Origin of the sequence: Desulfococcus sp., from assembly GCF_050178255.1 — a bacterium.
Lineage (GTDB): Bacteria > Desulfobacterota > Desulfobacteria > Desulfobacterales > Desulfococcaceae > Desulfococcus > Desulfococcus multivorans.
In genome coordinates, this window is the sequence record NZ_JBFXGG010000022.1 from 14,557 (window position 1) to 41,136 (window position 26,580).

General features: G+C 61.9%; 24 protein-coding genes. 6 read left to right on the top strand and 18 right to left on the bottom strand.

Translation table 11 applies throughout. The annotated features are described in order from the left end of the window. Positions 1 to 124: 124 nt before the first annotated feature. The gene (gene clpB, locus AB7S84_RS06450; RefSeq protein ID WP_020877474.1) at positions 125 to 2,710 is read right to left on the bottom strand and encodes an ATP-dependent chaperone ClpB; all 2,586 of its coding nucleotides are present in this window, start codon (positions 2,708 to 2,710) and stop codon (positions 125 to 127) included. Between the two features lie 142 nt (positions 2,711 to 2,852). Then, positions 2,853 to 3,857: a sigma-54-dependent transcriptional regulator gene (locus tag AB7S84_RS06455; protein ID WP_020877473.1), complete on the bottom strand. Its 1,005-nt coding sequence runs from the start codon at positions 3,855 to 3,857 to the stop codon at positions 2,853 to 2,855. Positions 3,858 to 4,234: 377 nt separating this feature from the next. On the opposite strand from AB7S84_RS06455, the gene AB7S84_RS06460 reads away from it, so the two are divergent. The 5 genes from AB7S84_RS06460 to AB7S84_RS06480 all read left to right on the top strand — a co-directional run bounded on the left by AB7S84_RS06460 (position 4,235) and on the right by AB7S84_RS06480 (position 9,363). After that, positions 4,235 to 4,744: a phosphatidylglycerophosphatase A family protein gene (locus AB7S84_RS06460; protein WP_020877472.1), complete on the top strand. Its 510-nt coding sequence runs from the start codon at positions 4,235 to 4,237 to the stop codon at positions 4,742 to 4,744. A gap of 128 nt (positions 4,745 to 4,872) precedes the next feature. Further along, the gene (locus AB7S84_RS06465) at positions 4,873 to 7,557 is read left to right on the top strand and encodes a calcium-translocating P-type ATPase, PMCA-type (RefSeq protein WP_428153520.1); all 2,685 of its coding nucleotides are present in this window, start codon (positions 4,873 to 4,875) and stop codon (positions 7,555 to 7,557) included. After that, positions 7,557 to 8,462, top strand: a complete 906-nt coding sequence (gene map, locus AB7S84_RS06470; RefSeq protein ID WP_020877470.1) for a type I methionyl aminopeptidase — start codon at positions 7,557 to 7,559, stop codon at positions 8,460 to 8,462. The genes AB7S84_RS06465 and map overlap by 1 nt, the downstream gene beginning before the upstream one ends. Positions 8,463 to 8,473: 11 nt before the next feature. Next, the gene (locus AB7S84_RS06475) at positions 8,474 to 8,659 is read left to right on the top strand and encodes a hypothetical protein (RefSeq protein WP_020877469.1); all 186 of its coding nucleotides are present in this window, start codon (positions 8,474 to 8,476) and stop codon (positions 8,657 to 8,659) included. A 17-nt stretch (positions 8,660 to 8,676) separates the two neighbouring features. Further along, the gene (locus tag AB7S84_RS06480; RefSeq protein ID WP_020877468.1) at positions 8,677 to 9,363 is read left to right on the top strand and encodes a metal-dependent hydrolase; all 687 of its coding nucleotides are present in this window, start codon (positions 8,677 to 8,679) and stop codon (positions 9,361 to 9,363) included. Positions 9,364 to 9,391: 28 nt separating this feature from the next. On the opposite strand, the gene arcC is transcribed toward AB7S84_RS06480, so the two are convergent. The 15 genes from arcC to AB7S84_RS06555 form a co-directional block, all read right to left on the bottom strand. Continuing rightward, positions 9,392 to 10,330, bottom strand: coding sequence for a carbamate kinase (arcC, locus tag AB7S84_RS06485; protein ID WP_020877467.1), 939 nt, complete (start codon positions 10,328 to 10,330; stop codon positions 9,392 to 9,394). Positions 10,331 to 10,398: 68 nt separating this feature from the next. Next, positions 10,399 to 11,715 carry a cyclic 2,3-diphosphoglycerate synthase gene (locus AB7S84_RS06490; protein ID WP_428153526.1) on the bottom strand — a complete coding sequence of 439 codons (1,317 nt, stop codon included), beginning with the start codon at positions 11,713 to 11,715 and terminating at the stop codon, positions 10,399 to 10,401. Positions 11,716 to 11,754: 39 nt separating this feature from the next. Next, complete coding sequence (pyrB, locus tag AB7S84_RS06495) at positions 11,755 to 12,696, bottom strand: aspartate carbamoyltransferase (protein ID WP_020877465.1); 942 nt, start codon at positions 12,694 to 12,696, stop codon at positions 11,755 to 11,757. A gap of 58 nt (positions 12,697 to 12,754) precedes the next feature. Beyond that, positions 12,755 to 13,756, bottom strand: coding sequence for an ornithine carbamoyltransferase (argF, locus tag AB7S84_RS06500; protein ID WP_428153529.1), 1,002 nt, complete (start codon positions 13,754 to 13,756; stop codon positions 12,755 to 12,757). A gap of 222 nt (positions 13,757 to 13,978) precedes the next feature. Next, positions 13,979 to 15,178, bottom strand: a complete 1,200-nt coding sequence (gene rocD, locus AB7S84_RS06505; RefSeq protein ID WP_428153531.1) for an ornithine--oxo-acid transaminase — start codon at positions 15,176 to 15,178, stop codon at positions 13,979 to 13,981. Positions 15,179 to 15,182: 4 nt separating this feature from the next. Next, positions 15,183 to 15,377: a ferredoxin gene (locus AB7S84_RS06510; RefSeq protein WP_020877462.1), complete on the bottom strand. Its 195-nt coding sequence runs from the start codon at positions 15,375 to 15,377 to the stop codon at positions 15,183 to 15,185. Positions 15,378 to 15,456: 79 nt separating this feature from the next. Continuing rightward, positions 15,457 to 15,792 carry a cupin domain-containing protein gene (locus AB7S84_RS06515; protein WP_020877461.1) on the bottom strand — a complete coding sequence of 112 codons (336 nt, stop codon included), beginning with the start codon at positions 15,790 to 15,792 and terminating at the stop codon, positions 15,457 to 15,459. A gap of 81 nt (positions 15,793 to 15,873) precedes the next feature. After that, positions 15,874 to 16,920, bottom strand: a complete 1,047-nt coding sequence (locus AB7S84_RS06520) for an ABC transporter permease (protein WP_428153534.1) — start codon at positions 16,918 to 16,920, stop codon at positions 15,874 to 15,876. Between the two features lie 2 nt (positions 16,921 to 16,922). Continuing rightward, the gene (locus AB7S84_RS06525; RefSeq protein WP_020877459.1) at positions 16,923 to 17,825 is read right to left on the bottom strand and encodes an ABC transporter ATP-binding protein; all 903 of its coding nucleotides are present in this window, start codon (positions 17,823 to 17,825) and stop codon (positions 16,923 to 16,925) included. A 9-nt stretch (positions 17,826 to 17,834) separates the two neighbouring features. Next, a complete protein-coding gene (locus AB7S84_RS06530) occupies positions 17,835 to 18,428 on the bottom strand; it encodes a flavodoxin family protein (protein ID WP_020877458.1) in 594 nt (197 codons plus the stop codon). A gap of 43 nt (positions 18,429 to 18,471) precedes the next feature. Beyond that, complete coding sequence (locus AB7S84_RS06535; RefSeq protein ID WP_020877457.1) at positions 18,472 to 18,924, bottom strand: DnaJ domain-containing protein; 453 nt, start codon at positions 18,922 to 18,924, stop codon at positions 18,472 to 18,474. Continuing rightward, a complete protein-coding gene (locus tag AB7S84_RS06540) occupies positions 18,921 to 19,712 on the bottom strand; it encodes a hypothetical protein (RefSeq protein WP_428153538.1) in 792 nt (263 codons plus the stop codon). The genes AB7S84_RS06535 and AB7S84_RS06540 overlap by 4 nt, the downstream gene beginning before the upstream one ends. Positions 19,713 to 19,789: 77 nt before the next feature. Then, positions 19,790 to 20,281 (bottom strand): hypothetical protein, encoded by a 492-nt coding sequence (locus tag AB7S84_RS06545; protein WP_020877455.1) that lies wholly within the window; start codon positions 20,279 to 20,281, stop codon positions 19,790 to 19,792. Between the two features lie 216 nt (positions 20,282 to 20,497). Then, complete coding sequence (locus AB7S84_RS06550) at positions 20,498 to 22,195, bottom strand: FAD-dependent oxidoreductase (protein WP_020877454.1); 1,698 nt, start codon at positions 22,193 to 22,195, stop codon at positions 20,498 to 20,500. Beyond that, complete coding sequence (locus AB7S84_RS06555; protein WP_020877453.1) at positions 22,192 to 22,500, bottom strand: sulfurtransferase TusA family protein; 309 nt, start codon at positions 22,498 to 22,500, stop codon at positions 22,192 to 22,194. The genes AB7S84_RS06550 and AB7S84_RS06555 overlap by 4 nt, the downstream gene beginning before the upstream one ends. Positions 22,501 to 22,781: 281 nt before the next feature. On the opposite strand from AB7S84_RS06555, the gene AB7S84_RS06560 reads away from it, so the two are divergent. Further along, on the top strand, positions 22,782 to 24,173 hold the full coding sequence (locus tag AB7S84_RS06560) for a sigma-54 interaction domain-containing protein (RefSeq protein ID WP_020877452.1): 1,392 nt from the start codon (positions 22,782 to 22,784) through the stop codon (positions 24,171 to 24,173). On the opposite strand, the gene AB7S84_RS06565 is transcribed toward AB7S84_RS06560, so the two are convergent. Beyond that, on the bottom strand, positions 24,166 to 26,580 hold a 2,415-nt coding region (locus AB7S84_RS06565; RefSeq protein ID WP_428153541.1), incomplete at its 5' end, for an acetate--CoA ligase family protein. The two genes, AB7S84_RS06560 and AB7S84_RS06565, sit on opposite strands and share 8 nt — an antisense overlap.

Sequence of the window (26,580 nt, forward strand, 5' to 3'; positions counted from 1 at the left end):
GTATCTTTAACCCCTTCAGCCTATAGCCTTCAGCCTTCAGTCTATTCAGAAGACGAGAGGCTGAAGGGGCGGACCGCAACGGACGGCGCGTTTATTCCCCCTTCAGCCTTCAAGTCTTCAGCCTTCAGCCTACTGTGTGAAACACGATCTCCCCGTTCTGAACCCCCGCCGCCACTGTCGATCCGTCCGGGATCGTACCCTTGAGGATCTCCATGGAGAGGGGATTTTCAATGGTTTTCTGAATGGCCCGCTTGAGGGGCCTTGCACCGTAAATCGGATCATATCCCTTTTCGGCGATGTGTTTTCGGGCCTCGTCGGAGAGGATCAGGGTGATCTGGCGTTCCTCCAGACGCTTCTTGAGTCGCCCGATCTGGATCTCGACGATCTCCCCGATCTGCTCGTGATCGAGGCTGTGAAAGAAGATGATTTCGTCGATGCGGTTCAGGAATTCGGGCTTGAAGGTTCTGCGGAGGCTTTCCTTTACGCGCGCTTCGACCTCCTGGTCGCGGCCGACGCCCATCTCCTGGATGTATTGACTTCCCACGTTGGAGGTCATGATGACGACCGTGTTCTTGAAATCGACGGTTCGGCCGTGGCCGTCGGTCATCCGACCGTCATCCAGGATCTGGAGCAGGACGTTGAAGACCTCGGTGTGGGCCTTCTCGATCTCGTCGAAGAGGATGACGGAATAGGGCCTTCGCCGGACCGCCTCGGTCAGGTATCCGCCTTCCTCGTAGCCCACGTATCCCGGAGGTGCTCCGATGAGCCGGGCCACCGAATGCTTTTCCATGAATTCGGACATGTCGACGCGGACGATGGCCTGCTCGTCGTCGAACATGAATTCCGCCAGCGCTTTTCCGAGTTCCGTTTTTCCCACGCCGGTGGGTCCCATAAAGATAAAGGAGCCGATGGGACGGTTGGGGTCCTGGAGGCCGGAACGGGCTCTCCTGACGGCGTTGGCCACGGCGATAATGGCTTCGCGCTGGCCGACGACCCGACGGGCCAGCCGTTCCTCGGCCTTGAGCAGCTTTTCCCGCTCCCCTTCAAGCATTCTGCTGACGGGGATGCCCGTCCATCGTGAGACGACCTCCGCAACGTCCTCGCTGTCCACCTCTTCTTTCAGCATCTTCTTTTCGGCCTGAAGTCCGGCCAGGTCCTGGTTGGCGGCCTCCAGCCGCTTTTTGAGTTCTCCGGCCTTGCCATAGCGCAGCTCGGCCACCCGGGCGAGATCGCCCTCCCGTTCGGCCGTCTGCTCCTCGACACGCAAATGTTCCAGGTCCTCCTTGATTTTCCGGATGGTCTGGATCAATTCCTTTTCGTTCTGCCAGTGGACCTTCATTCCCGCCATCTCCTCCTTGAGGGAGGCGACGCTTCTGTCGAGCTTCCGGAGACGTTCCTGCGAGACCGGATCGGTCTCCTTTTTCAGGGCTTCGCGCTCGATCTCCATCTGGAGGATCTTGCGCTGGATCTCGTCGATCTCCACCGGCATGCTGTCGATCTCGATGCGGAGCTTGGAGGCGCATTCGTCGATCAGGTCGATAGCCTTGTCGGGAAGGAAGCGGTCGGTGATATAGCGATGGGACAGGGTCGCCGCCGCCACGATGGCCGAGTCCTTGATGCGGACGCCGTGGTGCACCTCGTATTTCTCCTTGAGCCCCCGGAGAATCGAAATGGTGTCCTCAACGTTGGGTTCCCGCACGAGGACCGGCTGGAAGCGCCGTTCCAGGGCGGCGTCCTTTTCGATGTGTTTCCGGTATTCGTTGATGGTGGTGGCCCCCACGCACCGGAGGGTTCCCCGGGCGAGAGCGGGCTTGAGCATGTTGGAGGCGTCCATGGCCCCCTCGGCCGCGCCGGCGCCGACAAGGGTGTGGAGTTCGTCGATGAACAGCACCACCTCTCCTTCGGCCCGCTCCACTTCCTTGAGCACCGCCTTGAGGCGATCTTCGAATTCTCCCCGGTATTTGGCGCCGGCGATCAAGGCGCCCATGTCGAGGGAGACCAGCCGGCGGTTCTTGAGGGTTTCGGACACGTCGCCCCGGACGATGCGCTGGGCCAGCCCCTCCACGATGGCGGTTTTGCCGACGCCGGGATCCCCGATGAGCACCGGATTGTTTTTGGTCCTTCGCGAGAGAACCTGAACGATGCGTCGGATCTCGTCGTCGCGCCCGATTACGGGGTCCAGCTTACCCAGCCGGGCCAGATGGGTCAGGTCCCGACTGAATTTGTCGAGGGCCTGATATTTTTCCTCTGGATTTGGGTCGGTGATGGTCTGACCGCCGCGGATGTCCATGAGGACCTTGAGGATGGATTCGCGTTCGACGCCGTAATGCCTGAGAATCCGGGCCGCCTCCCCCTGCTTCTCGTCGGCGACGGCAATCAGGATGTGCTCGACGCTGACGTACTCGTCCTTCATTTTCGAGGCTTCGGCAAAGGCGGCATCCAGGACGGTCTTGGCCCGGGGAGAGAGATAGGTATCGCTCACGCCGCTCACCTTGGGGAGGTTCTTGAGGGCAAGGGTGACCTCCCGGGCGATCGCGCCCGGCGAGGCGCCAAGCTTTCGGAGCATCGATTTCGCGATGCTTTCAGGCTCCGACAGCATGGCGCTGAGAAGGTGTTCCGGTTCAATCTGCTGATTGCCCAGGCGGGCGGCAAGTGCCTGGGCGTTCTGAATCATTTCCTGGGATTTAAGGGTAAATTTGTCAAATCGCATACAGTTCTCCTCACGGTCGAATACATGTTGGGGTCGGCACGTGGGGTCGCAGTATCATGTCAAAGTCATACAAGAAACGTGCCAAGCATTTTTAACCAACAATAACCATCTGCGATTTGGTGTCAACATCTCATTAGCCGAATTATTTGCGTTTTTTGGCGGCGTTTTTCAGGCGCTTGCTCAGTGCCGGCTGGGAAATACCCAGCATTCTGGCGGCAATCGACTGGTTCCCCCCGGAGCGGCGCATGGCTTCCTCCACCAGCATATGGGTCACTTTCTTGATGGTCGGCAGTTTCCGGAAGGATTTGAAGGGGGCGTCGTCGTCGACATCCAACTCCTCCCGGTAGGGCTTCTCCGCCTTCTTCCGGCTCATGTGCGCCTTGAAAACATCCAGGGACAGAATCTTGGACTTGTGCTCCCGGACGGCTTCGAACACCATCCGCCGAAGTTCGGAGACGTTGCCGGGGAAGCTGTATGTCTTCAGAAGGGTGTACAGCTCCTTCGGGGGGGTGGGTCGCTTCTTTTCCAGAATACGCGCGGACTCCTCGAAGAAATAATCCGTCAGGAGAGGGATGTCGTCGATGCGGTCCCGAAGCGGGGGCAGGTGGACGTGGTGCTCGCGCAGCTTGAGGTTGAGATCCCTTCGAAATCTGCCCGACCGCTGCAGCACCCACAGATCGGCGCTGCTGGCGAAGACGATGTAGGCGTCGGTGTGGGAGGGCTTGTCCTTTCCCAGGGGGATGTATTCCCCGGATTGGAGCAGCTTGTAGATTCGAATCTGGGAGGCGGGGTTGAGGGCGCTGATTTCATCGAGGAAAAGGACGCCGCCCGAGGCTTTTTCGATCAGCCCTCCATGACTTTCCTCCGAACGTGCGAAGGCGCCCCTGGTATAACCGAACAGCGTCGCCGGGAAGAGATCCTCGTCATTCAGATCCATGACGTTGATCTTGGCCAGTCCGCCTCGGAAACCGCCGATCTCGTATATGTAGTCCACCATCAATTCCTTTCCGGTTCCGCTTTCTCCGGTGATGAACAACGGTTTACGCGCGGCCGCGGCGGATTTGACGTCCTCTATGACGGAGAGCATCGCCTCGTTCTGGGTGATGATTATGTTGGAAGGTGCGGTATCTTTCGAAATGCTGGACATGGTTCCATCCTTGGAAAAAAATGAATAAACGATAAAAACGTGCGTATTCCATAATGATGTCGGCATAAAAATGGGTATTCTTTTTTTTATAAATCAATTCTAATTTAGACATCATTTCTTTAAAATGCAAGGCTTTTTCAACAATTTTTTGCCGACGGCGGGTCGGACAGTCGCCTCGGGAAACGTCAGCGGATCGGGAAGAAAACATCCGCTTTATCTTGACACGGCACCTTCGCGCTTTATATATTCCTGTACTTGATGCGACTTTTCCGCCGTCGTCCGGAAAGCGGCCGAATCTCAAGACTTCAGACTGAAAAGAGCCGACAGGATCCCATGTCGCGGACGGCTGTCTTCAGCATAGGTCTATAAATAAATAAATGAATATTCCTGAAAAGCCAAAACATAAAATAGCTTTTTTTGTAGGATCCGCCTGCGGACTGGGATTATCCCCCGTTCTTCCCGGAACCTGCGGGGCGCTGCTGGGGGTTGTTCTTCACGCAGCCGTCGTTCTGGCGCTTCCCGCCTCTCTGAAGATGCCGATGCTCCTGACGATGTTCGCCGCGGTCTGCGCGGCCAATCACCTTCTGACCCCGTGGGCGGAGGCCCACTGGGGTGTCAAGGACCCCCCCCACTTCGTCCTGGACGAGGTGGCGGGCTATCTGCTGATCCCGATCCTGTTCCGGGAAGGGAACCTGTGGCCCGTGGCCGTATGGGGATTCGTCCTTTTCCGGATTCTGGACATTTTCAAGCTCCTGCCGCCGGCCCGCCTGATCGACGAACAGCTTGGCGGCCCGTGGGGTGTGCTCCTGGACGATCTGGTAAGCGCCGGATACGCCGCCTGGATCATGGCGATCGTCTATTGGATGTCACCCGAACTATTCGTGTGATCCCCGCGGCCGTCCAACCACCGGCGTTGCCCCAGTGCGGCGCGTCCGCCGGTATCCAGACCATCGATCGACCGAATTTTGGATGACGATCGGCCGATTTTTCGAAAAATCAACCTAACGAGGTCAACATGTTCAGTTACAAAGGACTCAGCGAAAGGGAGGTCGAGGCCTCCCGCCTGGAACACGGCTCCAACCGGATCAGCCCCCAGGAGGTCGAGACCTTCTGGGACAAATTGAAGGACAACTTCAAGGATCCCATGATCGTCATCCTGGTGGTGGCGCTGGCCGTCGTCACCGTTCTGGCCGTGTTCGGATTCGCCGAATGGTATGAGGGCGTGGCAATCGCCGCGGCCGTGGCCCTGGCGACGTTCGTCGCCACGGCGTCGGAATTCAAGAACGAACAGACCTTTCAGAAGCTTCAGGAGGAAGCCTCCAGGATCCTGATCAATGTTTTCCGGGAGGGCGCGCTCAGGATCGTCGGCATCGACGACATCGTCGTGGGGGACGTGGTGCTGCTTCAGCCCGGCGATAAGATCCCGGCGGACGGACGGATTATCCAAGGGAAGGTCAAGGTCAACCAGGCGGCCCTGACCGGCGAACCGGTACCGGTGACCAAGAAGCCCGGCGAAGCCGAACTCTCGGATCTGGCGAACCCTCATTCGGTGTACCGCGGCACCATCGTGGAGGACGGCGAGGCGGCCATGACCGTTCTGAAGGTCGGAGACCGGACGCAGCTGGGCCGGCTCTCGGAAGGGCTTCAAACGGACAACCGGCAGGGCCCGCTCAGGGTGAAGCTCTCCAGACTGGCCGACGATATCGCCCGGTTCGGCTACATCGGCGCCACTTTCATCGGTGCGGCCTTCATGTTCAAGTCCGTTTATCTCGACAACGGGGGTGACGCCGCGGCCATGATGGCCTATGTCTCCAACTGGCAGGTGCTGCTTCTCGACATCGTGACGGCCCTCATTCTCGCGGTCATCATCATCGTCGTCGCCGTGCCCGAAGGGCTGCCCATGATGATCGCCATCGTTCTGGCCCAGAATATGCGCAAACTCCTCAAATCGAACGTCCTGGTCCGACAATTGGTGGGGGTCGAGACCTCGGGGAGCCTCAACCTCCTCTTCGCCGACAAGACCGGAACCATCACCCAGGGCAAGCTCGACGCCGTCGGGTTCATGGCCGTCGAGGGCGGCGGAGACGACGTCCGGGTCGTGGAATACGATCGGTTCGATGCCGTTCCCGACGCCCTGGCCCGGCTTCTGGATTTGTCGCTTCGCGAGAATACGTCGTGCGTCGTGAACTGCGAGGCCGACAAAGAGGAGGAACGGATCATCGGCGGCAACATTACGGAACGGGCCCTCCTCAGGTTCATCCACGCCGACGTGAGCGCCTGCGTCGAACCGGCGGCGGAGAATGTGTTTCAGGTGCTCTTCAATTCCGCCCGGAAGTTTTCCGCAGCCGGCATCAAAACCCTTGACGGAGAGGAATTGACCCTGATCAAGGGCGCGCCGGAACGGATCCTGGCGCGTGCCGCCCATCACTACGCCCCAACCGGTGAGCGGGTTCCGATTTCCGAGGCCGAGAAGGCCGTGCTCAACCAGGCCATCGACCGGAAGGCCGATGCCGGATTCCGCCTCATCGCCGTCGCCGTTCGGGAGGGCATTTCCCCGGAGGACGCGTCGGATGACATGAAAGACCTGCCGGAAGGGATGACGCTCCTGGGCTTTGCGTTGATCCGGGACGAGCTTCGCCCCGAGTCGCGGCCGGCCATCGAGACCCTTCAGGGCGCGGGAATTCACGTGGTCATGCTGACGGGGGACCGCAGCGGAACGGCCAAGGCCATCGCCCGTGAGGCGGGGCTGTTGAACGGCGAACACAAGAAGGCCATCCGTTCGTCGGAAATGGCCGATATGTCGGATGATGCCCTTCGGGCACTCCTCCCGGATCTGAACGTGGTGTCGCGGTGTCTGCCCCAGGACAAGATGCGGCTGGTGAAGGTGGCCCAGGAAGCCGGCCTGGTGGTGGGGATGACCGGCGACGGAGTCAACGACAGCCCGGCCCTTTCCAAGGCCGACATTGGATTCGGGCTCGGCAGCGGGACGGAGGTGGCCAAGGAGGCTTCGGATATCGTCGTTCTGGACGACAACATCCAGTCCATCACCAGCGCGGTCCACTACGGCCGGACCATCTACCGCTCGATCCAGAAATTCATCACCTTTCAGCTGACCGTCAACGTCAGCGCCATTGCCATCGCCTTCATCGGGCCGTTCATGGGGTTCAAGCTGCCCCTCACCATGATTCAGCTCCTGTGGGTCAACCTGATCATGGACACCCTGGCAGCCCTGGCCTTCTCCGGGGAACCCCCCCTGGCCAGGCACATGGCCGAGAAGCCCAAGCGACGGGATGAAAACCTGATCACCCCCGCCATGTGGTCGTCCATTCTCGGCAACGGCGTTCTCATTACCTTGATCTCCGTCGTCTTTCTGACGGTGCCTGCCGTGCGAGACCTCTTCAACAGCGAGGCGGCATTCATGACGGCTTTTTTCGGCGTGTTTGTCTTTCTGAACAATTTCAATAAATTCAATGTAAGGGTCGAGGACTTCAACCTTTTTGCCCACATTCTGGAGAATCGGGGGTTTTTGAGGATTGTCGGAATCATTTTTCTGATTCAGATCCTCGTGACCTATTTCGGCGGCGAGATGTTCCGAACGGTGCCGCTGCTGCCGGTGGAGTGGCTCTATGTCGTCGCCTTTTCCATCGTCATCATTCCCCTCGACCTTTTACGAAAATATGTGTTCCGGATGTTTGCCTGATGAAAAAAAACAAGGAAAAAATCGGTAGAAACGACCCCTGCCCCTGCGGCAGCGGTCTCAAATACAAACGATGCTGTCTCAGAAAGCGGAAATCCGATCCCGACGATCTGAAGGACCAGTACTGGAAGCGGTACAAGATCCGCCTCAAGGGGCCTGAAGACATCGCGGCCATCGAAAGGGCCGGGCGGCTGGTGATGGCGACCCTCGACGCGGCGGCGCAGATTATCCGCCCGGGCATGGAGACCGAGGAGATCAATACCTTGGTCCACGAGTTCACCCTCAAGCACGGGGCCCGTCCGGCACCGCTTCACTACCGGGGGTTTCCCAAGAGCGTCTGCGTCTCCGTCAACGAGGTGATCTGCCACGGCATCCCCGGTAAGCGGGTGCTCCATGACGGCGATATCGTCAATATCGACGTGACCTCGATTCTGGACGGCTATTATGCCGACGCCAACCAGACCTATTTCGTTGGGACGCCCGGGGCGGATGCCCGAAAGATCGTCCGGGTGGCCCGGGAATGCCTTTTCAGAGGAATCGCCAGGGTGGCCCCCGGAAACACCCTGGGGGATATCGGGTGGGCGATCCAGGAGTACGCCGAGAGTGAGGGGTGTTCCGTCGTTCGGGAATTCGTTGGCCACGGTGTCGGGTTCGATTTCCACGAGGCGCCCCAGATCCCCCACTACGGCCGCCCGGGTGAAGGTGTTGTGCTGGTGCCGGGCATGGTCTTCACCATCGAGCCCATGATCAATCTTGGCGGCAAGGAACTCCGGGTGCTTTCCGATCAATGGACGGCTGTGACCCGGGACGGCTCCCTTTCGGCGCAATTCGAACAGACGGTTCTGGTCACTGAGGAGGGGGTTCGCAGCCTCACCCCCTACGGCCCGGATCCGGAAGCAACCCCATAAAGGAGAAAGACATGGCATCTTCCGTCGACGAGCAGGTGTTACGGGCGGCCAAGGAGATCGTCGTCAAATTCATCGAAACGGGCCGCGTCTCCCCCACGGCGTTTCCCGAGGTGTTCAACGCGGTTTACACCACGATCTTCGAGGCGGTCCACAGACCCCGGGAAGCCGCGGACGACGCGTCGAACGACGCGGTATAGGTCAGGGGGGCACGGGCGTGGCCGACTTCAAGACCCATATCACCGCGGCCTGTGCGGTCAGCGGCCTTGCGGCGACCTGCCTTCTGGCGGGGGGCGCGGCGAGGCCGGAACAGGTGCTGCTCTATTTCGTTCTGGGGAGCGTCGGCGGTGTCCTGCCGGATATCGACGCCGATAATTCCGTCCCGCTCAAGCTCACCTTCGACATCCTCTCCTTTGTCGTCGCCTTTGTCGTCATGTTCAGCCAGCCCTGGGGGGATTCGGTCATCGAACTGGCCCTCATCTGGGTCGCCGTATTCCTGGCCGTCAAGTACCTCGTCTTTTCCTTCTTCATCCGGATGACCGTCCACCGGGGCGTCATCCATTCCATCCCGGCCGGCGTCACCTTCGGCCTCACGGTCGTCATTCTCCTGGACCAGGTACGGGGCATCTCCGCCGGGTACGCCTGGATGGGCGGCTTTTTCCTGTTTATGGGATATCTCGTCCACCTGTTCCTGGACGAGCTCTACAGCATCGATTTTTCCGGGATGCGCATGAGGGGCTCTTTCGGCACTGCCCTGAAGTTCATCAGCTTCAGGGACATGACCGCCACCCTCGTCCTCTATGCCGCCATGATCCTTCTTTTCTTCACCGCCCCGTCTCCCGGGAGATTTCTGAGGCTCATCCTCGACAAATCGACCTACGCCGGCATCCGGTTTCTACCCTGAGGGGGTTGCCGGCCGGCCCCGGCATTCTTCACGCCGTCACCTGGGTGCCTACCGAGAGGTCTGTCACCGCCGCCTCGATCCTGTTCACGGCGGTGATGACGGCCCGCCGGCCGCCCGCCTGGATGAATGCCGCGGCGGCCGCCACCTTGGGTCCCATGGACCCCTCGGGGAAGTGGCCCTGCGCCAGGTAGTGCCCGGCTTCCGCCGTCGTGAGACGATTCAGAAGCCGGGCCTTGTCCGTCCCGAAATGGATCACGGCGCCGTCAACGTCCGTGGCGATCATGAAGATGTCGACGCCGACTTCCAGGGCCAGCCGGACGCTGGCCAGATCCTTGTCGATCACTGCATCCACCCCGCTGAAGGCCCGGCCTTCCCGGATGACGGGAATCCCGCCGCCGCCGCAGCAGATGACGATGAAGTCCATGTCGATGAGTCGCTGGATCTCGCGCCGCTCGACGATGGTGACCGGTTTGGGGGAGGCCGCCACGCGGCGGAACCCCTTGGCGGTTTCCACGGTGGGGTAGGGCAGGGTCCGGGCCTTTTCCCGGGAGAACGCGGGGCCGATGGGCTTGGTGGGCGTCTTGAACGCCGGATCGTTCTTGTCCACCACCACGTAGGTGATCAGGCTCACCAGGGGACGCTCGTCAACCCCCAGGGCCATGAGGGCCTTGTCGAGGGTCGATTCGATCATGTAGCCGATCTGGCCTTCGGTCTGGGCCACCAAAATCTCCAGGGGCAGTTTGGGCACGGCGTCGCAGCATTCCTGCTGGAGCAGGAGGTTGCCCACCTGGGGGCCGTTGCCGTGGGTGATGATGATGCGGTATTCCAGGGAGAGGCGCGCGATCTGCTCGATGGGTACCCGGAGGTTCTCGAACTGCTCGGCGATGGTGCCCTCCTGACCTTTTTTGATCAGGGCGTTGCCGCCGAGGGCGACGAGAAGGACCGGTTTGTCGTGTACGGGGTTCATGACGCCTCCTTTGAATGGCGTCGCCGGGACCGGCGCCGCGGGTTTCGGGGGGCGGTACCTGTTGCGCGTCAGGCGGAGAGCCGTTTGAGGAGCAGCTCCGCCAGGGTGGGCCGGCTGTTGTCCCGATAGGTATATCGGATGCGCTGGACCGGATGCCGGACGGTGATGAGCCGGGCCAGATCGATGGGGGTGGCCGCCAGGACGAGGTCGCACGGCGTCCGGTTGATGGTGGCCTCCAGGTCCCGGATCTGGTCGGGGCCGTAGCCCATGGCCGGCAGAAGCCGGTCGATACGGGGATAGTCCGCGAAGGTCCTGATCAGAGAGCCTTCGAGATAGGGCCGGGGGTCGACCCGCTCCGCCGCCCCGAAGCGCCGGGCCGCGATGACGCCCGCACCGAAGGTCATCTCCCCATGGGTCAGGGTGGGTCCGTCTTCCACAACCAGGACCCGTTTGCCGCGGATGGCCGCCGGATCATCGGGGATGACCGCCGAATCGGCCAGGACGATCCCGGCGGACGGGTTGTGGCGTTCGATGGTCCGGCGCACCTGCAGGACCTTTTCGGGATCGGCGCTGTCCACCTTGTTGATGACGGCGATGTCGGCCATGAGCATGTTGGTTTCGCCGGGGTGGTAGGCGGTTTCGTGCCCGGCCCGATGGGGGTCGAAGACCACGATATGGATGTCGGGTTTGTAGAAAGGGGTGTCGTTGTTGCCGCCGTCCCAGACGATGACGTCGGCTTCCGTTTCCGCGGCACGGAGGATCTTTTCGTAATCGACGCCGGCATAGACGGGGATGCCCATGTCGATCACCGGCTCATACTCCTCCCGCTCCTCGATGGTGCAGCGGTGGCGGTCCATATCCGTGTGGACCGCGAAGCGCTGGACCACCTGTTCGGTGAGGTCGCCGTAGGGCATGGGATGACGGACGGAGACCGCCCGTTTTCCCATCCCCTGGAGAATCCGGAGCACCTCCCGGCTGGTCTGGGACTTGCCGCATCCCGTCCGGACGGCGCAGACGGAGATGACGGTCCGGGTGGAGGAGAGCATGGTGTAGGGGGCGCCGATGATGATGAAATCCGCACCCGCTGCGGTGACGACGGCGGCCTTGTGCATGACCTCGGTGTGGGGGACGTCGCTGTAGGAGAAGACCGCGAGGTCGACGCGATGTTCCCGGATGAGGCGGGCCAGATCCCGGTCGGGATGGATGGGGATGCCCTCGGGGTATTCTTCCCCGGCCAGGACCGCCGGGTAACACCGGCCGTCGATGTTGGGGATCTGGGTGGCGGTGAAGCCGACGACGTGATAGCGGGGGTTGCCCCTGAAGTAGACATTGAAGTTGTGGAAATCGCGCCCGGCGGCGCCCATGATGATGACGTTTTCCACCATTCTTTCGCGCTCCTTTCCGGCGCCCCCGGAAGGGGCGTTTCAGTCGGCCGTCAACAGCAGGTAGAGCAGGGCCATGCGGATATAGAGGCCGTTTTGGGCCTGCTCGAAGTAGTGGGCCCGGGGATCGTCGTCCACGGCCCGAGGGATCTCGTCAAGTCGGGGCAGCGGATGCATGATGATGGCGTCCGGTTTCATCCGACGGACCTTTTCGGGCGTGAGGACGTATTTCCCGACGGCGTCGTCGTAGTCCTCCGGAATGATGAAGCGCTCCTTCTGGATCCGGGTCATGTAGACGCAGTCGACCTGGGGCAGTACGTTGTCGAGGTCGGTGTCCTCCGCCCAGGGAATCCCCTCCTTGTCCAGGTAGCTCTTGATGTCCGATGCCATCCGGCAGACCGGGGGCGACACGAAAACGATCCGGATTCCCGAATATTTGGTCAGGAGATAGGAGAGGGAACGGACGGTGCGCCCGTATTTCAGGTCGCCGACCATGGCGACCTTGAGGTTGTTGATCTCGGAAAAATGATCCTTGATGGTATAGAGGTCGAGGAGCGCCTGGGTCGGGTGCTGGCCGGCGCCGTCCCCGGCGTTGATGACGGGGATCGTGGAAACCCGGGCGGCTTTCTCGGCGCTCCCGGCCTCGTGGTGTCGCATGACGATGATGTCGGCGTATCCGTTCATGATCCGGGTCGAGTCGTAGAGGCTCTCCCCCTTGGCGGCACTGGAAAACTCCCGGGCGTTTTCCGTGGTGATGAGGTTGCCCCCCAGGCGCATCATGGCGGCCTCGAAGGAGAACCGGGTTCGGGTCGAGGGCTCGTAGAAGAGAGAGGCCATGATCTTGTTGGCCAGAGACCGTCCATAGCGCCGGCCGCCTTCGGCCATGTCGCGCTTCATGTCGTCCGCCGTCTCAAAGACCGTGTCCAGCAGTCGGCGATCGAATTGCTGGGCTTCATACACATGCTTCAGGGGAAACGCGCCCATGGGGCCCTCCTGTCGTCTCGATTCATGTTGAAGATTACGGGGCGGTCTTTCCCGGAGATCATGCCCCCAGGGTGGCGACCATGACCGCCTTGATGGTGTGGACCCGGTTTTCCGCCTGATCGAACACGACGGATGCCCGGGATTCGAACACGTCGTCGGTGACCTCCATGGCCGGGATGCCGAATTTCCGGTAAATGGCCTCCCCCACGGCGGTGTCCCGGTTGTGGAACGCCGGGAGACAGTGCAGAAACCGGGTATCGGGATTTCCGGTCATGGCCATGACGTCGGCGTTGACCTGATAGGGCTTCAAGAGGTCGACCCGCTCCTGCCAGACCTCGTCCGGCTCGCCCATGGAGACCCAGACGTCGGTGTAGAGGAAGTCGCATCCTCGGACCCCCGCTTCGACCTGGTCGGTAATCGTGATGCGGGCGCCGGTCCCGGCGGCGATATCCCGTGCCTTTCCCACCAGCGCCGGACTCGGCTGGAGAGACCGGGGGGCGACGGCGCGGAAATCGAGGCCCATCTTGGCGGCCCCCACCAGAAGGGAGTTGCCCATGTTGTTCCGGGCGTCTCCCAGGTAGGCCAGCGCCATCCGCCGGAGGGGTTTGTCGCAGTGCTCCGTCATGGTCATCAGGTCGGCCAGCACCTGGGTCGGATGGAATTCGTTGGTCAGGCCGTTCCACACCGGCACCCCCGCGTATCGGGCCAGGGTCTCCACCGCCTCCTGGGCGAACCCGCGGTACTCGATGCCGTCATACATCCGGCCCAACACGCGGGCGGTGTCCTTGAGGGATTCCTTTTTCCCCATCTGGGAGCCGGAAGGCCCCAGGTAGGTGACGTTGGCGCCCTGGTCCCAGGCGGCGGTTTCAAAGGCGCATCGGGTCCGGGTGGAGTCTTTTTCGAAGATCAGCACGATGTTTCTGCCCTTGAGCCGCGGCTGCTCCATGCCGGCGTATCTGGCCCGTTTGAGATCCCCCGCAAGCCGGAGCAGAAAATCGATCTCGTCGGGGGTAAAATCCAGCAGTGTCAGAAAATGCCTGTTTTTCAGGTTGAATGCCATCGCTCGTCTCCCTGCCTCGGATGCGGGGTTGTCGTCGATCCGTCCTTTGGAGCGATCGATCAGGATCGCTTCCGCAGATGCCGTCGGACGGTTAAAGGGCGATGATCACCGAATCATCGCATCTCTCCCCCCGGGGCGGCGCCCCGGGGGCGTCCCATAAGGATCTACCGTCGATTCTGTATCGGATGGCGGAGAATAATTCAACCCCTAATCGCGTGGCGTTCACCCCTCGATGACGGACCGAATGATGTCGAGGGCCCAGTCGACTGTCTCCCGGGTGATCACCAGAGGCGGCGCGAACCGGATGGTGTGTTCGTGGGTCTCCTTGCAGAGGATGCCCTTTTCCTTGAGGCGTTGGCAATAGGGCCGGGCACCGCCCATCTCGGGATGGAATTCCATCCCGATCATGAGCCCCTTGCCCCGGATCTCCCTGACGCCGGGCGTCCGGATCTGGTTCAATCCCTTCAGGAAGTAGTCCCCCATCCGGGCGGCGTTCTCGATCATCCCCTCCTCGACGAGGACCTTGAGGGCCTCCCGGGCCACGGCGCAGGCCAGGGGATTGCCGCCGAAGGTGCTGCCGTGCTCCCCGGGCTGGAGGACGCCCAGGACCTCGCTGTTGGAGAGGACCGCCGATATCGGGTAGAAGCCGCCGGAGAGCGCCTTCCCAACGAGGGTCAGGTCGGCCTCGATGCCTTCGTGTTCCTCGGCCAGGAGCTTTCCCGTGCGGCCGAGGCCGGTCTGGATTTCATCGAGGATCAGGACGATGTTGCGGTCCCGGCAGAGGGCCCTGGCTGCCTTGAGGTATCCGGCCGGGGGGAGGATCACCCCGGCCTCGCCCTGGATCGGCTCCACCAGAAAGCCTACCGTGTTCGGGGTGACGGCCGAAGAAAGGGCGTCGATGTCCCCGAACGGGACGATCCGGAACCCCGGCGTGAAGGGGCCGAACCCGTCCCTGGAGGCGTCGTCGGTGCTGAAGCTGATGACGGTGATGGTCCTGCCGTGAAAATTGTTGCGGCAGACGATGATCTCCGCCTGATCCTCCGGAACCCCCTTGACCCGGTACCCCCACTTCCGAACGGTTTTGACGGCGGTTTCCACCGCTTCCGCACCGCTGTTCATGGGCAGCACCTTGTGGCTGCGGGTCAGGTCGCAGATCTCCTCATAGAAGCGGCCCAGTTGGTCGTTTCTGAAGGCCCTCGAGGTCAGCGTCAGGCGGGCGGCCTGTTCGACCATGGCCTTGAAGATCCTTGGGTGGCAGTGGCCCTGGTTGACCGCGGAATAGGCGGAGAGGCAGTCCAGGTATTTCCGGCCGTCCACGTCCCAGACCCAGACCCCCTCTCCCCGTGTCAGTACGACGTCCAGGGGATGGTAATTGTGGGCCCCCAGCCGTTCTTCCATGGCGATGAACGCATCCGCCTTCACGCGATTATTCCTCCCAGTGAATGCAACTCACCGGACAGGTTTCCATGGCCTCCTCCACGCAGGCTTCATCATAGCTGTCGGCGGATATGACCACGGCCTTTTCCAGATCATCGTCAAATTCGAAAACCTCCGGGCACAGTTCCACGCAGCTTTCGCAGCCGATGCACTCCTCCGTATCGATGATTACTTTTTTTCCCATAACTGACACTCCTTGTCTTTAAGGTTTCAGGTGATGACCGATCACGGTTCACGGTCGCGGACGGGATTCGCCCGCGCGCCTATTCGCTGCGGATCATGATCAGCAGCATCTTGAACCGCTTCCCGGCATGAAGCGCATGGGGCACGTTTGCCGGCATGATCAGGGATTCACCGGCGGCGACGTCGAACTTTTTGCCGCCGATGGTGATCTCGCCCTCACCGTCGAGGATATAGACCACCGCATCGAAAGGGGCGGTATGTTCACTGAGCCCCTGTCCCGCGTCAAAGGAAAACAGGGTGATGTTGCCGGCGTTTTTCTTGAGCAGGGTCTTGCTCACCACTGAGCCGATGGCATAGGCCACGCTGTTTTCGAGATTGAAAGGTACGCCTTTGGGGGTTGAGTTTTGCGTGTTCATGTCGGTTTCCTTTATGGGTTGACCGCTTCGACGACAACGGTCGGATTTTCGGAAATGCGGGCCCGGGCTCGGGTTGCCGCCCTATCTGTTCCACGAGAACATCCATGAGCCGAAAACGAGGAAAATCAATGTCATGGCCCCAAGAATACCCACCTCCGGCCAGACCTCCGCCAGGCCGGCGCCGTCGTTCATGATGCTGCGGACGGCCCGCAGCATGTGTGTGAGGGGGAAGACCTCCGCCGTCAGTTTCAGCCAATGGGGCGCTCCCTCCAGGGAAAACCAGACCTCCGAGAGAAACATCATGGGCCATCCGATGAAATTGACGACGCCGCTGGTGAACTCTTCGCTGGTCCCTCTTGCGGCGACGACCAGTCCCAGTGCGCAGAGGCTGAGGCCGCCGAGCACGAACGTGATGCAAATATCAATATAAGAGCCCTGAACGTTGAAGTCAAAGAAGAGGTCGCACCCGATCCACATGATCACCCCGGTGAAGATCAGGAGAAAGATCCTGGAGAGCATCTGGGCCGTCAGGTACTCGAAAGCCGTCAATGGGGTAACCTTCAGGCGTTTGAGCACGCCGGTCTTCCGGTAGCGCACGATGACGAAGCCGACCCCCCAGAGGGCGCTGAACATCATGTTCATGGCCAGGATACCGGGAAAAAGCCAGTCGATGTATCGGATCGGAGTGCCCTCGATCTCCTGCTTTTGCCTCGCTTTCAGGCATTCGGGGGGCGCCAGGGCGGCGAGAAAGAGCCGTTCCGCCACGTGTCCCCGCGGCCCGTCGGTCACCCAGTATCGCCTGTCCGAGGTGTTCGTCGCCGTCAAAAGATCGATCTTGTGGTGCCGCAGGGCTTCTATGCCGTCGGCAACGGTTTCGAATTCCACGAAACTGAGCATGGGGGCAGTTTCGAGGGCCTCGGGCAGGGATGTGTCTGCCGGGGTCACCGTCCCCTCCAGGTGGTGGAAGATGCCGATCTTGTAGTCGTTGCGGACGTCGCTGCCGAAAATGAGCCCGAACCCCGCCACGATCAGGAACGGAAAGAGAAAATTCCACCCGAAGGAGGCGCGGTCCCTGAAAAATTCGGCGTTTCGGGCCTTGAACATCATCCAGGTTCGCTTGAAACGCATGGTCAGTCCCTCAGCTTTCGACCGGTCAGTTTGAGGAAGACGTCTTCCAGGTTGGGGGAGTGGATGATCACGTCGTTGAGATCCACCGACCGGTCCATGAGGGTCTTGAGGCAGGCGTTGATCTCCTCGGTTTCGACGATGACGTTCTCGCCCGCGGCGCGCCATTGAAGGCCGAGCCGGTCCGGGGAAGAGGGGAGAACACCCCTGGGCAGCACCACCGTGGTGCCGCGGCAGTGGCGTCGGATCAGCGCGTCCGGGGCTCCCTGGGCAATGATCCTGCCGTGGTCCATGATGGCGACCTCGTCGCAGAGGTGCTGGGCCTCCTCCATGTAGTGGGTGGTGAGGACCACGGTTTTGCCCCGCGCCTTGATGTCGAGAACGATGTCCCAGAGATTCCGCCGGGCCTGGGGGTCCAGTCCGGTGGAAGGTTCGTCGAGGAAGACCAGTTTCGGGTCGTTGACCAGGGCCAGGGCCAGCAGCATCCGTTGTTTCTGGCCCCCGGATATCCGGTCGGCGTATTGCTCGAGGATATCCTCGAGCCGGCAGAGGGCCGACAGTTCGTCGATGCCGGAACGGATATCGTAAAAGGCCTGAAACGTGGCGAGCATTTCGCGCACCGTCAGGAAGTCCAGGAGCGTCGTGTGCTGGAACTGAACGCCGATCTCCCGCTTGAAAGCCGGCGTTCGGGGGCGGCCGCGATAGAGGATCTCTCCGGCCGTCAGGGGGAGGATATCCTCGATCACCTCGATGGTGGTGGTTTTTCCGGCGCCGTTGGGCCCCAAGAGTCCGAAGCAGATCCCGGGCGGAATGGCGAAACTGATCCCGTCGACGGCCCTGGTATCGCCGTAGGCCTTGACAAGCCCCCGGACCTCGAGAACGGCCTTCACGGCCGAAGCGGTTTCCATTGCGGCAGGCTACTTCGGAGCGGGAAGGGCTTCCGCCAGGGCCCGACCGGTTCGATATGCCTCTTCCAGGTACTCGGGGTGTTCCAGGACGTCCCCTTCGAAGTCGAGACCCCGGTAAAGCAGCGATCGCCAGAGGTCCATGTCCAGGACGTCGAAAAAGTAGCGTACGGTGAGGAGGGCCCCCTCGAAGAGCCTTTTCCCCCGGGTCGCCCCCACGGCGATGAAGAGCCCCTTGCGGGTGGGGGGCCGTTTTCCGAAGGCGGCCTTGTCGATCCAGTATTTCTTGACCCAGCAGGACTGGCAGCGGTCCATCAGAATCTTGGTGTGGGCGCTCACGGTGTAGAAAAAGATCGGGGAGGCGATCATCATGCCTTCGGCGGAGAGGATGTCGTCATGGACCGTCTGAAAGTCGTCCCGGATGGCGCACCGACCGTTCTCCCTGCATTTGTAGATTTCAAGGCAGGGCGACATCCTGAGGTCCCGCAATACGAATTCCCGGACCTCGGCGCCGGCGTCCCGGGCGCCCCTGACGGCCGCTTTCAGCAGGGTCGCGGTGTTCCCGTTTCGTCTCGGGCTGCCGTAAACGGCGACAATCTTGGGCATGTTTCGACTCCTTCACGGCGGGGACCGGCGACGGCGCCCCGCTTCAGGGTTTGGATATCAGGGTGCGATAGGCCTCGTGGATTTCTTTGAACCGCTTTTCGGCCGTTTTCTGGAAATCCTCCCCCAGGTGGGCGAACTTGTCGGGGTGGTATTTGGCCGCCAGGGTCCGATAGGCTTTTTTGACAGCCTCGGGTGAAGCGCCCCGGTCGATGCCCAGGATCTCATAGGGGTCCTTCGGGGCGTCCCCGGTCGGCGGCCTCTGGTCGGTCCCTCCCCGCTCGTCGCGGCCGCCCCGGAAGGTCCGGGAGCGATCCCGACGGGGGTCGGCATCTTCCGAAGCGGGTGTTTCCGTTGCGCCGGGGCGCAGGAAGAGATACCAGAAGAGGAGGACCCACAGGGCAACATCGTCCAGAAATCCCACAAACGGCATGTCGGGGATGATATCTACGGGCCACAGGGTGTAGATCAGGCCGATGATGATGCCGATGAGCTTCATGGGGCGATGACGGCTGCGAAGTCGCGCCGGAGGGTCTCGTAGAGCAGCCTGCCGACGGCGAGGCCCATGTCGATGAAGCGCGGGCCGTAGACCTTCCCCGTTTCAGTGCGGAAGGTCCGCTTGATGTCGGCGATCCTTGCCATACCCTGGGGGTATCGACCGATGAAATCCTCGATCGGCACCCGCAGGTAGGATACCATGGTCCATACGGTGTCGGTAAAATTGTCGTACCCCCATCGGAACTTGTCGGCGTCGTAGAGACAGTCCGATATCATCCGGTCTTTCCCGCCCGGGATGGGCAGGTTTCGCTTGAAGGCTTCGTGGTTCAGGATGGCGCCGCAGACAGCGTCGATCTCCGACGACGTGAACAGCCCGCTTCCTTCCAGAAGCTTCCGGGCATGTATCGATCCCGCCAGGGCATGATCGGCATCCTTGCGTCGGATATCGTGGAGCAGCCCCGCCGATTGGGCCAGCCGAAGCCGCTTCCGGATGCACCGGAGGGAGAGGCCGATGCGCCGGCTCTCGATGATCGCGAGGGCTCCGGCATCCAGGCTCACCTTGTCGGCGTGGGGCAGTCCGTGTCCCAGATCGTCCTCCAGTTCCCGGACGGCGATGCGTCGTATGGCGCAAACGGTTGGATCCAGTTCGAAAAAACGCTGGGAAAAAGCGAACTCCAGGGGAAAATCGACGTAAAATTCCGGGACGGGGAATCGGGCCGCGATCCGTCTGGCGCAGCGCCGAATGTCGGTGTAGGGCACGCCGATATCTTTCGAGGGGTGCAATGTCACATCGGTCTGAACACCGGCGGGGCGGCGGGGCCGCCCTGCCGGGATCGAGGACTTCTCAATCGGGTAACGGGAAGGGGTTATGCCTTGTCGAGGGAGAGAAGATCGGTGCAGACCTTCCATTTGCCGTCCTCTCTGACAAGGTCGAAGGTGAGGTCCACCGGATGGACGTCTTCCCTGGAGAAGAAGGTCCTCAGGCCGGACTTGCGCTCGGCCGTCAGGCGGACCCTGGCCTTGTCGAAGGATTCCTCGAGGATTTCGGTCTCCACATGATAGAGATCGTTCTTGACGTACATTCCCAGGTCGTATCCCCGGGCCTCGGCCTTCCGGGCGGCATCGTATATGTACTGATCGACGACGTTCACCTCGTCGACCACCCGGCTGCTTTCACAGAGTCGTTCCCCCAGCCCCGTCTTGTCGAATCCGTAGTAGGCTTCCGCGAAGGCTACGGCCGCCTTGTTCGGCGTTTCTTGCATGTCCGCGAAGACGAACAACACCTGGACCAGGATGCCCAACAGGATGACCAGCGTCAAGGGTATGATCTTGGGTAAGCCTTTGCTGCTCTGCGCCATTTCTACGTTCTCCTTTCAAAACAGGAATGCATCAATTCTTCATGTGGTTTTATCCGGAAAAGAAAAATCGATTTCCGATACCACGGCGGAGAAAAATATACAAGGAGAAAAACGGGTTCCGTCTCCAGAGGGGGCGTCCGGAGACGGGATGCCGCCCCGTCTCCGACAAAAAATTATCCGGGACCGCCCGGACGTCCTTCGTTGCGGCGGGAGTGATCAGGACAGGTTTCGCACCTCAAAGGGCCATCCGATGATGCCGCCCTCGATGAACCGGACCCGGTCGAACCCCGCGGCGTTGAGGATCAGCTGGGCTTCGTATCCCCGCATGCTCACCTTGCAGAAGGCGAGGATGTCCCGGTCGCGGGGCAGTTCCGCCGATTTTTCCCTGAGGGCCCCCAGGGGGATGTGGACGACGTCGTAGGGGAGCTGCACTGTTGCGAATTCCTGGGGTGTGCGGACATCGAGAAGCAGGGCGTCGCCCCGGTCGATGATCGCCTTGGCCTCAAAGGCCGAGATTCCCCTGGCCAGGCCGTCCAGTTTGTTGGTGAGCACGTGGGCGCAGGTGGCCAGGGGATCGATGGGCGGACTGTAGGGCGGGGCGTAGCCGAAATCGACGTCGCTCACGTCGTCGAGGGTGCCGCCCAGGAGAATGACCGCGGCTGATACGTCGATCCGTTTGGCCCCGTTGCCCATGCCGGCCACCTGGACCCCCAGCAGCTTACGATCCCGTTTGGAGGCGATCATCTTGATGATGAAGGGGCCGCTGCCGGGCATGTAGTGGGGCATGTCCGGGCCCGACCAGGTGACGGTCTCGATCTCCATGTTCAGGTTGCGGGCCTGCTGCTCGCTGAGACCGGTCCGACCAAGGGTGAAATCGAAGGCGCGGACGATGCCGGTGCAGGTGATGCCGGAAAAGGGCGTGGCCTTTCCGGCGATGTGGTTGGCGATGATCCGGCCGTGCTTGTTGGCCGTGGAGCCCAGGGCCACGAAGAGACGGCTTCCGGCGATCTTCCCGGCATACCGGTTGACCACGCAGTCGCCCCCCGCGTAGATATTCGGATCGCTGGTCTGGCAGTATTCATTGATGATGATGCCCCCCCGGGCCATGCAGTCGAGGTCGGCGGCCCGGGCCAGACGGTCGTTGGGGCGGGTGCCCACGGCGATGACCACGAGATCGGCGTCGATCTTCTGCCGGTCGGTCTTGACGGCGGCGGCCCGGGTGTCCCCTTCGATGGCGGTGACCCGTTCGCCCAGTACCAGTTTGACGCCTTTGGCCCGGAGATGCTTGGCCGCGAAGGTCGCCACATCCTTGTCCAGGATGCCGGGCATGATCTGATCCACCATCTCCACCACCGTGACGTCGAGGCCCCGGTGCTTGAGGGCTTCGGCCATCTCGATGCCGATGAAGCCCGCACCCACCATCACCGCTTTTTTCAGCCCCTGGGCCTGGATCTCCTCCACCAAAGTGCGGGCGTCGTCGGGATGGGTCATGAACCAGACGTTTTTGAGGTCCACTCCGGGAATCGGCGGCCTGAACGGATAGCCGCCGGTGGCGATCACCAGCTTGTCATAGGGCAGATCGGCCTCCTCACCCGAATCCAGGTTGCGGACCCGGACCTGCCTGTTCTTCCGATCGATGGCAAGGGCTTCGGTGCGGGTTCTCACCGAGAATCCCTTGACCTTGTCGAAGAAGACCGGGGTCCGGGCCACGCCGACAGGGGTCTCCATGAGGGTGTTGATGTCGTCGAAGAGGCCCTCCACATAGTAGGGCAGGCCGCAGGCCCCGTAGGAGACGATTCGGTCCTTGTCGATGAGGGTTACGCGGGCTTCAGGCATGATTCGTTTCAGCCGGGCGGCGGTCTTGGGGCCGGCGGCGACGCCGCCGATCACAACGACGTTTAACGGTGATGTCATCTGATGGGTCCTTTCTGGCTTGGGGTTGGGTGTTCAACAGGGGGCGTCCGCTCCGGAACGGCGGTCTTGGACACCCGAATCCGGCAGCGGGCGGCCGCGCCTTCGCCGCCGGCGTCGTCGATGCCCAGACGACGGGTTTCCGGAGGCAGGATCCGAAGGAGATCGGAACGGGTTTCGGGATCGCACTCCCGGATTTCAAGGGTATCGCCTGGCGCCATACCCTTGAAGACCCGGCTGATTTTCAGGAGGGTAAACGGGGAGAAGATCCCCTTGACATCGATGATGTAATCGGGCGGCCGTTCCATGACGCCTCTCTGTCTTTGAATTCATCGGATAATGGGTGATCCCCGGACCACGATGTCGTGAACGCGGTATGCAGTGGCGACATCCGGGGTTTCGCATTTCGACTGTAGAGCATAGCAATTTAAATGCCAGCATCGCGTATTTTTCATGGGGCGCTCCCGCATCCCCATTAGCCGAAAGGCACGGGCGATGTCGTTCCTTGACACTGGACGTTGGCGGCCGGATGTGTTAAATTCGTTAATGATCGATTTTTAACATTCGTTAAAGGTTAACAGGAGCGGTCGTGTTTGAAACGGAGATGAACAATTATTGGAAAACGGTCGTCGACACCATCCAGGACGGGGTCATGATCGTGGACAAGGACGGGACCATCGTTTCCGTCAATCGGGGGATGGTGCGGATGACCGGCTATGAAAAGGCGGAGATCGTGGGGAAGCCGTGTTCGTTTCTGAACTGCGACACCTGTGAAATCGCCCGGGAAAGAAAGGGGGATCACTGGTGCGTGCTCTTCAGAACCGGTGCCATGAACATGCGGCGCTGCACCTTCAGCCGAAAGGACGGCCGGCCGGTTCATGTGCTCAAAAACGCCTCTCTGCTCCGGGACCGCGACGGCGTGGTTCTGGGGGCGGTGGAGACCATGACCGACGTCTCGGAGCTTGTCGAAAAGGATACCCAGATAGAAGCCTTCCGCCGGGAACTCCGTCAGGAGGACGGGTTTCACGGGATCCTGGGGACCTCGGCCCCCATGCAGCGGGTCTTCGATCTCATCGCCAATGCGGCCCGCTCCGAGGCGCCGGTGATCATCCTCGGCGAGAGCGGCACCGGAAAGGAGCTCGCCGCCAAGGCCATCCACGACATCCGGGGAGACGACAGGCGCCCCTTTGTGAAGGTCAACTGTGCCTCACTCAACCCCGCCCTTCTGGAGAGCGAGCTGTTCGGGCACGTCAAGGGCGCCTTCACGGGCGCCTACCGGAGTCGGGAGGGGCGGTTCGCGGCGGCGGGGGGCGGAGATATCTTCCTCGACGAGATCGGCGACATCCCCCTTTCGGTTCAGGTCAAGCTGCTTCGGGTGCTCGAGGAGAAGGTGGTGGAGCGGGTGGGCGACCATACCCCCATTCCCATCAACGTCCGCATTCTGTCGGCCACCAACCGGAATCTCACGGAGATGGTTCGGGAAGGCGCGTTCCGGGAGGACCTCTTCTACCGCATCAACGTGATTCCCATTCACATCCCGCCGCTGCGCGAGCGGCCGGGCGACATCTCCCTCCTGGCCGATCATTTCTTCCGGCGGATCCGGCTCAAGAGCGGAAAAAAGATCGAAGGCATATCCCGGGAGGCCATGCGGCTGTTGGCGGCATATCCCTGGCCGGGCAACGTGAGGGAGATGAAAAGCGCCTTCGAGTTCGCCTTTGTCTCCTGCCGGGACGATGTGATCCTGCCCCGGCACTTTCCGCCCGCCCTTTTCGGGGGCGGCACCTCCCCTGCTCCGGGGCCTCCGGAAGCGGCGCCCCATCCCCTTGAGGAAGCGCAGGCAAAACGGCGTCGGCTCGTCCAGGCCCTGGAGGCGGCCGATGGGAACCAATCCGAGGCCGCCCGGATTCTGGGCGTTTCCCGGGTCACCGTGTGGCACTGGATGAAGCGCTACCAGATTCGCTTCGAGCGAAAGATCAAATGACGGGATCGGGCTTGTCCCTGCCGGGTCGAAGAGCGCCGTGCCGGATCCGTTCGGCGGTGAGCCGGCCCTCGATGTAGAGGGCCAGGGCCCGGACCGCCCGATCCGAGGATCGAAAGACGGCCATGCCCTTTTCCACGAGGGCATCCACCAGCGGGTCATAGAGGCGTCCGGCATCCACCACCCCCACCACCGGCTTGTCCAGGGCGTCCACCTGCCGGGGCAGTTCAAAGGCGATGCTCCCGGGAGCGTCGAAATTGTACCGGCCGCTTTCGCAGGTGGCGAGGGTCCGCATGGCCGGCGACAGGGGGTCGAGGCCCACGACCACCGCATCCACGTTCGGATCCTCGGCCAGATGCCGGACCGCCAGGATGTGGGCCTCGTCGTCGGCGCCTGGGTTGATGTCCATAGGGTTGCCCACCTCCACCAGCCGGTCGAGACCCTTTGCCGTAAGAAGGGCGGCCATCCTGTCCACGGTGACCGGGGTGAAGCGCGCCAGCGTCATGGCGTAGTCGTCCGACTGGATGTTGTCGGCCATGCCCACGGCCTCGAAGCCGGCGCCGCTCAGGGCCGCCAGACGGTTGCCGTTGATGCGTTTTCCGTGAAGGCGCTGGGCGAGCATCAGGAGATCCTCGAACTGGGGAAAGGTCTGAGCCGGGATGCCTCCTGCCTGGCGGATGCAGGATTCGCAGACCATGTAGTCCCCGGCCAGAGACGCGGTGTGGCCCGACGTGGCGGATTTGCCCTCGGGCGTGCGGCCGGCCTTGTAGAGGATGACGTCCTTGCCCGACGCCACCGCCTCCCGCAGCGCCCGGGTGAAGTCGAGGCCGTCCAGGTCCTTGAAGCCCTCGGCATAGACGGCGATGACGTCGATGTCGGGGTCGGTTTTGAGATAGTGCATCATGTCTCCCAGGGTCAGATCGTTCTGGTTGCCCACGGAGATCATGTAGGCGGGATCCAGCTCCGGCCGCTTGCTGAGCCGCGTGATCATGAAGGCGCCGCTCTGGCTCACGAAGGCGGCGTTGCGCTTCCGGACCTCCCACCGCCTTGAAAGCTTCGCGTCGGGGATGAAGAGCGTGTCGTAGCGGCCGGGGTGGGAGACGACCCCCAGGCAGTTGCCCCCCAGGAAGATCGGTCCGCCTGAAGGCGATCGATGGGCGCGTTGGACGGCTGCCGTCACCTGCTCGGCCCGCTGAACGCTCTCCCGGGTCTCTCCCAGCCCCCCCGGGATGAGCATGACCGTGTGGGCCGCATCCCTTTCGATGATCAAGTCCACCAGGTCCGGCACCTGATCGGATCCCACGGCGATGACCAGAAGATCCGGCTTCACGTCCAGTGCCCCGATGTCGGGAACGCACCGGACCCCCTCCAGAACCGTGATCCCCGGCCGGATGATACGGATCCGGTCGGCGGGAAACCCGGCGGCCAGGATATTGTTCAGGATGATCCGTCCGAAGTTGACCCGGGAGGCCGACACCCCGATGAGGGCGATGATCCCGGGGCGGAGCAGACGGCGGATCTTCCAGTAGGGCCTTGGCACGGAGCGGGTTCCGGGTCGGGAGAATCGGCACAGCCCGTCCAGGGGCACCATGAGATAATCGGTAAAGGCGAAGGGGTTGATTTCCAGCGTGTCGATGACGTAGGGGGCCGTCGGGTTGACCGGGGAATAGTGGTTGGCCATGGCGATGAAGGCGGCGAAACACTCGACGAGCTGTTCGTCGGTGACGATGCGCCGCTGTCCCCGGGTCAGCCCGGCCAGTTTCCGGTAGCTGATGGTGCCCCGGAACAGATCGAAAAAGGCCTCGCCGTCGGTCAGGGCCGTTGCCGCGGCCACGACGGCCTGCCCTTTCCGGAAACGCTCGGCGTAAAGCTCGGTGTCGGTGCCGCCCAGTCCGGCGCTGATGATCATACCGAATTCGCGGCTGAACCGGATGCCCACGATCATCTCATTGCCGAAGGCCTCCGAGTCCGGCGGCATGAACCGCGCCATCAACACGCCCTTGATATCCCGGGAGACGGCCTGCCGGAGCCGCTCCCCCTCGAGGCCGAGATAGTCCGCGACGGCAAGGGTCGGATTTCGCTCCATCACGGCGGCATAGGCCTCGGGGACTTCGGACATCATGCGGCGCCATGCCGACCGGACCTTTTCGGGGGTGTTGGGTACGATCCTCACCCCGCCTACGTCGCTTTTGTGGACGATGGCGGGGGAGACGATCTTGAGCACCACCCGATCCCCCGGCAGGGCCGTGAGATCCGCATCCGAGGGCCGCGATCCCTTCGGCAGGAGGCGGGTCGCAGGCGGCGTCTCGGCGCCGGATGCGCGGAGGAGATCGTAGACCTCGTATTCGAACAGGAAATATCGTCCCGCCGCTTCGGCGGCGGCAAACAGCCGGGTAATCGCCTCGAAATC

Excerpts from the sequence above, each read along its gene's own strand:
- AB7S84_RS06475 (WP_020877469.1), top strand. The coding sequence starts at position 8,474 with ATGGCATCTTCCGTCGACGAGCAGGTGTTACGGGCGGCCAAGGAGATC.
- AB7S84_RS06460 (WP_020877472.1), top strand. The coding sequence starts at position 4,235 with ATGAATATTCCTGAAAAGCCAAAACATAAAATAGCTTTTTTTGTAGGA.
- AB7S84_RS06490 (WP_428153526.1), bottom strand. The coding sequence starts at position 11,715 with ATGGTGGAAAACGTCATCATCATGGGCGCCGCCGGGCGCGATTTCCAC.
- argF (WP_428153529.1), bottom strand. The coding sequence starts at position 13,756 with ATGGCATTCAACCTGAAAAACAGGCATTTTCTGACACTGCTGGATTTT.
- AB7S84_RS06525 (WP_020877459.1), bottom strand. The coding sequence starts at position 17,825 with ATGGAAACCGCTTCGGCCGTGAAGGCCGTTCTCGAGGTCCGGGGGCTT.
- clpB (WP_020877474.1), bottom strand. The coding sequence starts at position 2,710 with ATGCGATTTGACAAATTTACCCTTAAATCCCAGGAAATGATTCAGAAC.
- AB7S84_RS06455 (WP_020877473.1), bottom strand. The coding sequence starts at position 3,857 with ATGTCCAGCATTTCGAAAGATACCGCACCTTCCAACATAATCATCACC.
- map (WP_020877470.1), top strand. The coding sequence starts at position 7,557 with ATGAAAAAAAACAAGGAAAAAATCGGTAGAAACGACCCCTGCCCCTGC.
- arcC (WP_020877467.1), bottom strand. The coding sequence starts at position 10,330 with ATGAACCCCGTACACGACAAACCGGTCCTTCTCGTCGCCCTCGGCGGC.
- AB7S84_RS06465 (WP_428153520.1), top strand. The coding sequence starts at position 4,873 with ATGTTCAGTTACAAAGGACTCAGCGAAAGGGAGGTCGAGGCCTCCCGC.
- AB7S84_RS06555 (WP_020877453.1), bottom strand. The coding sequence starts at position 22,500 with ATGGAACGGCCGCCCGATTACATCATCGATGTCAAGGGGATCTTCTCC.
- AB7S84_RS06530 (WP_020877458.1), bottom strand. The coding sequence starts at position 18,428 with ATGCCCAAGATTGTCGCCGTTTACGGCAGCCCGAGACGAAACGGGAAC.
- AB7S84_RS06545 (WP_020877455.1), bottom strand. The coding sequence starts at position 20,281 with ATGGCGCAGAGCAGCAAAGGCTTACCCAAGATCATACCCTTGACGCTG.
- AB7S84_RS06520 (WP_428153534.1), bottom strand. The coding sequence starts at position 16,920 with ATGCGTTTCAAGCGAACCTGGATGATGTTCAAGGCCCGAAACGCCGAA.
- AB7S84_RS06550 (WP_020877454.1), bottom strand. The coding sequence starts at position 22,195 with ATGACATCACCGTTAAACGTCGTTGTGATCGGCGGCGTCGCCGCCGGC.
- AB7S84_RS06515 (WP_020877461.1), bottom strand. The coding sequence starts at position 15,792 with ATGAACACGCAAAACTCAACCCCCAAAGGCGTACCTTTCAATCTCGAA.
- pyrB (WP_020877465.1), bottom strand. The coding sequence starts at position 12,696 with ATGGGCGCGTTTCCCCTGAAGCATGTGTATGAAGCCCAGCAATTCGAT.
- AB7S84_RS06535 (WP_020877457.1), bottom strand. The coding sequence starts at position 18,924 with ATGAAGCTCATCGGCATCATCATCGGCCTGATCTACACCCTGTGGCCC.
- AB7S84_RS06510 (WP_020877462.1), bottom strand. The coding sequence starts at position 15,377 with ATGGGAAAAAAAGTAATCATCGATACGGAGGAGTGCATCGGCTGCGAA.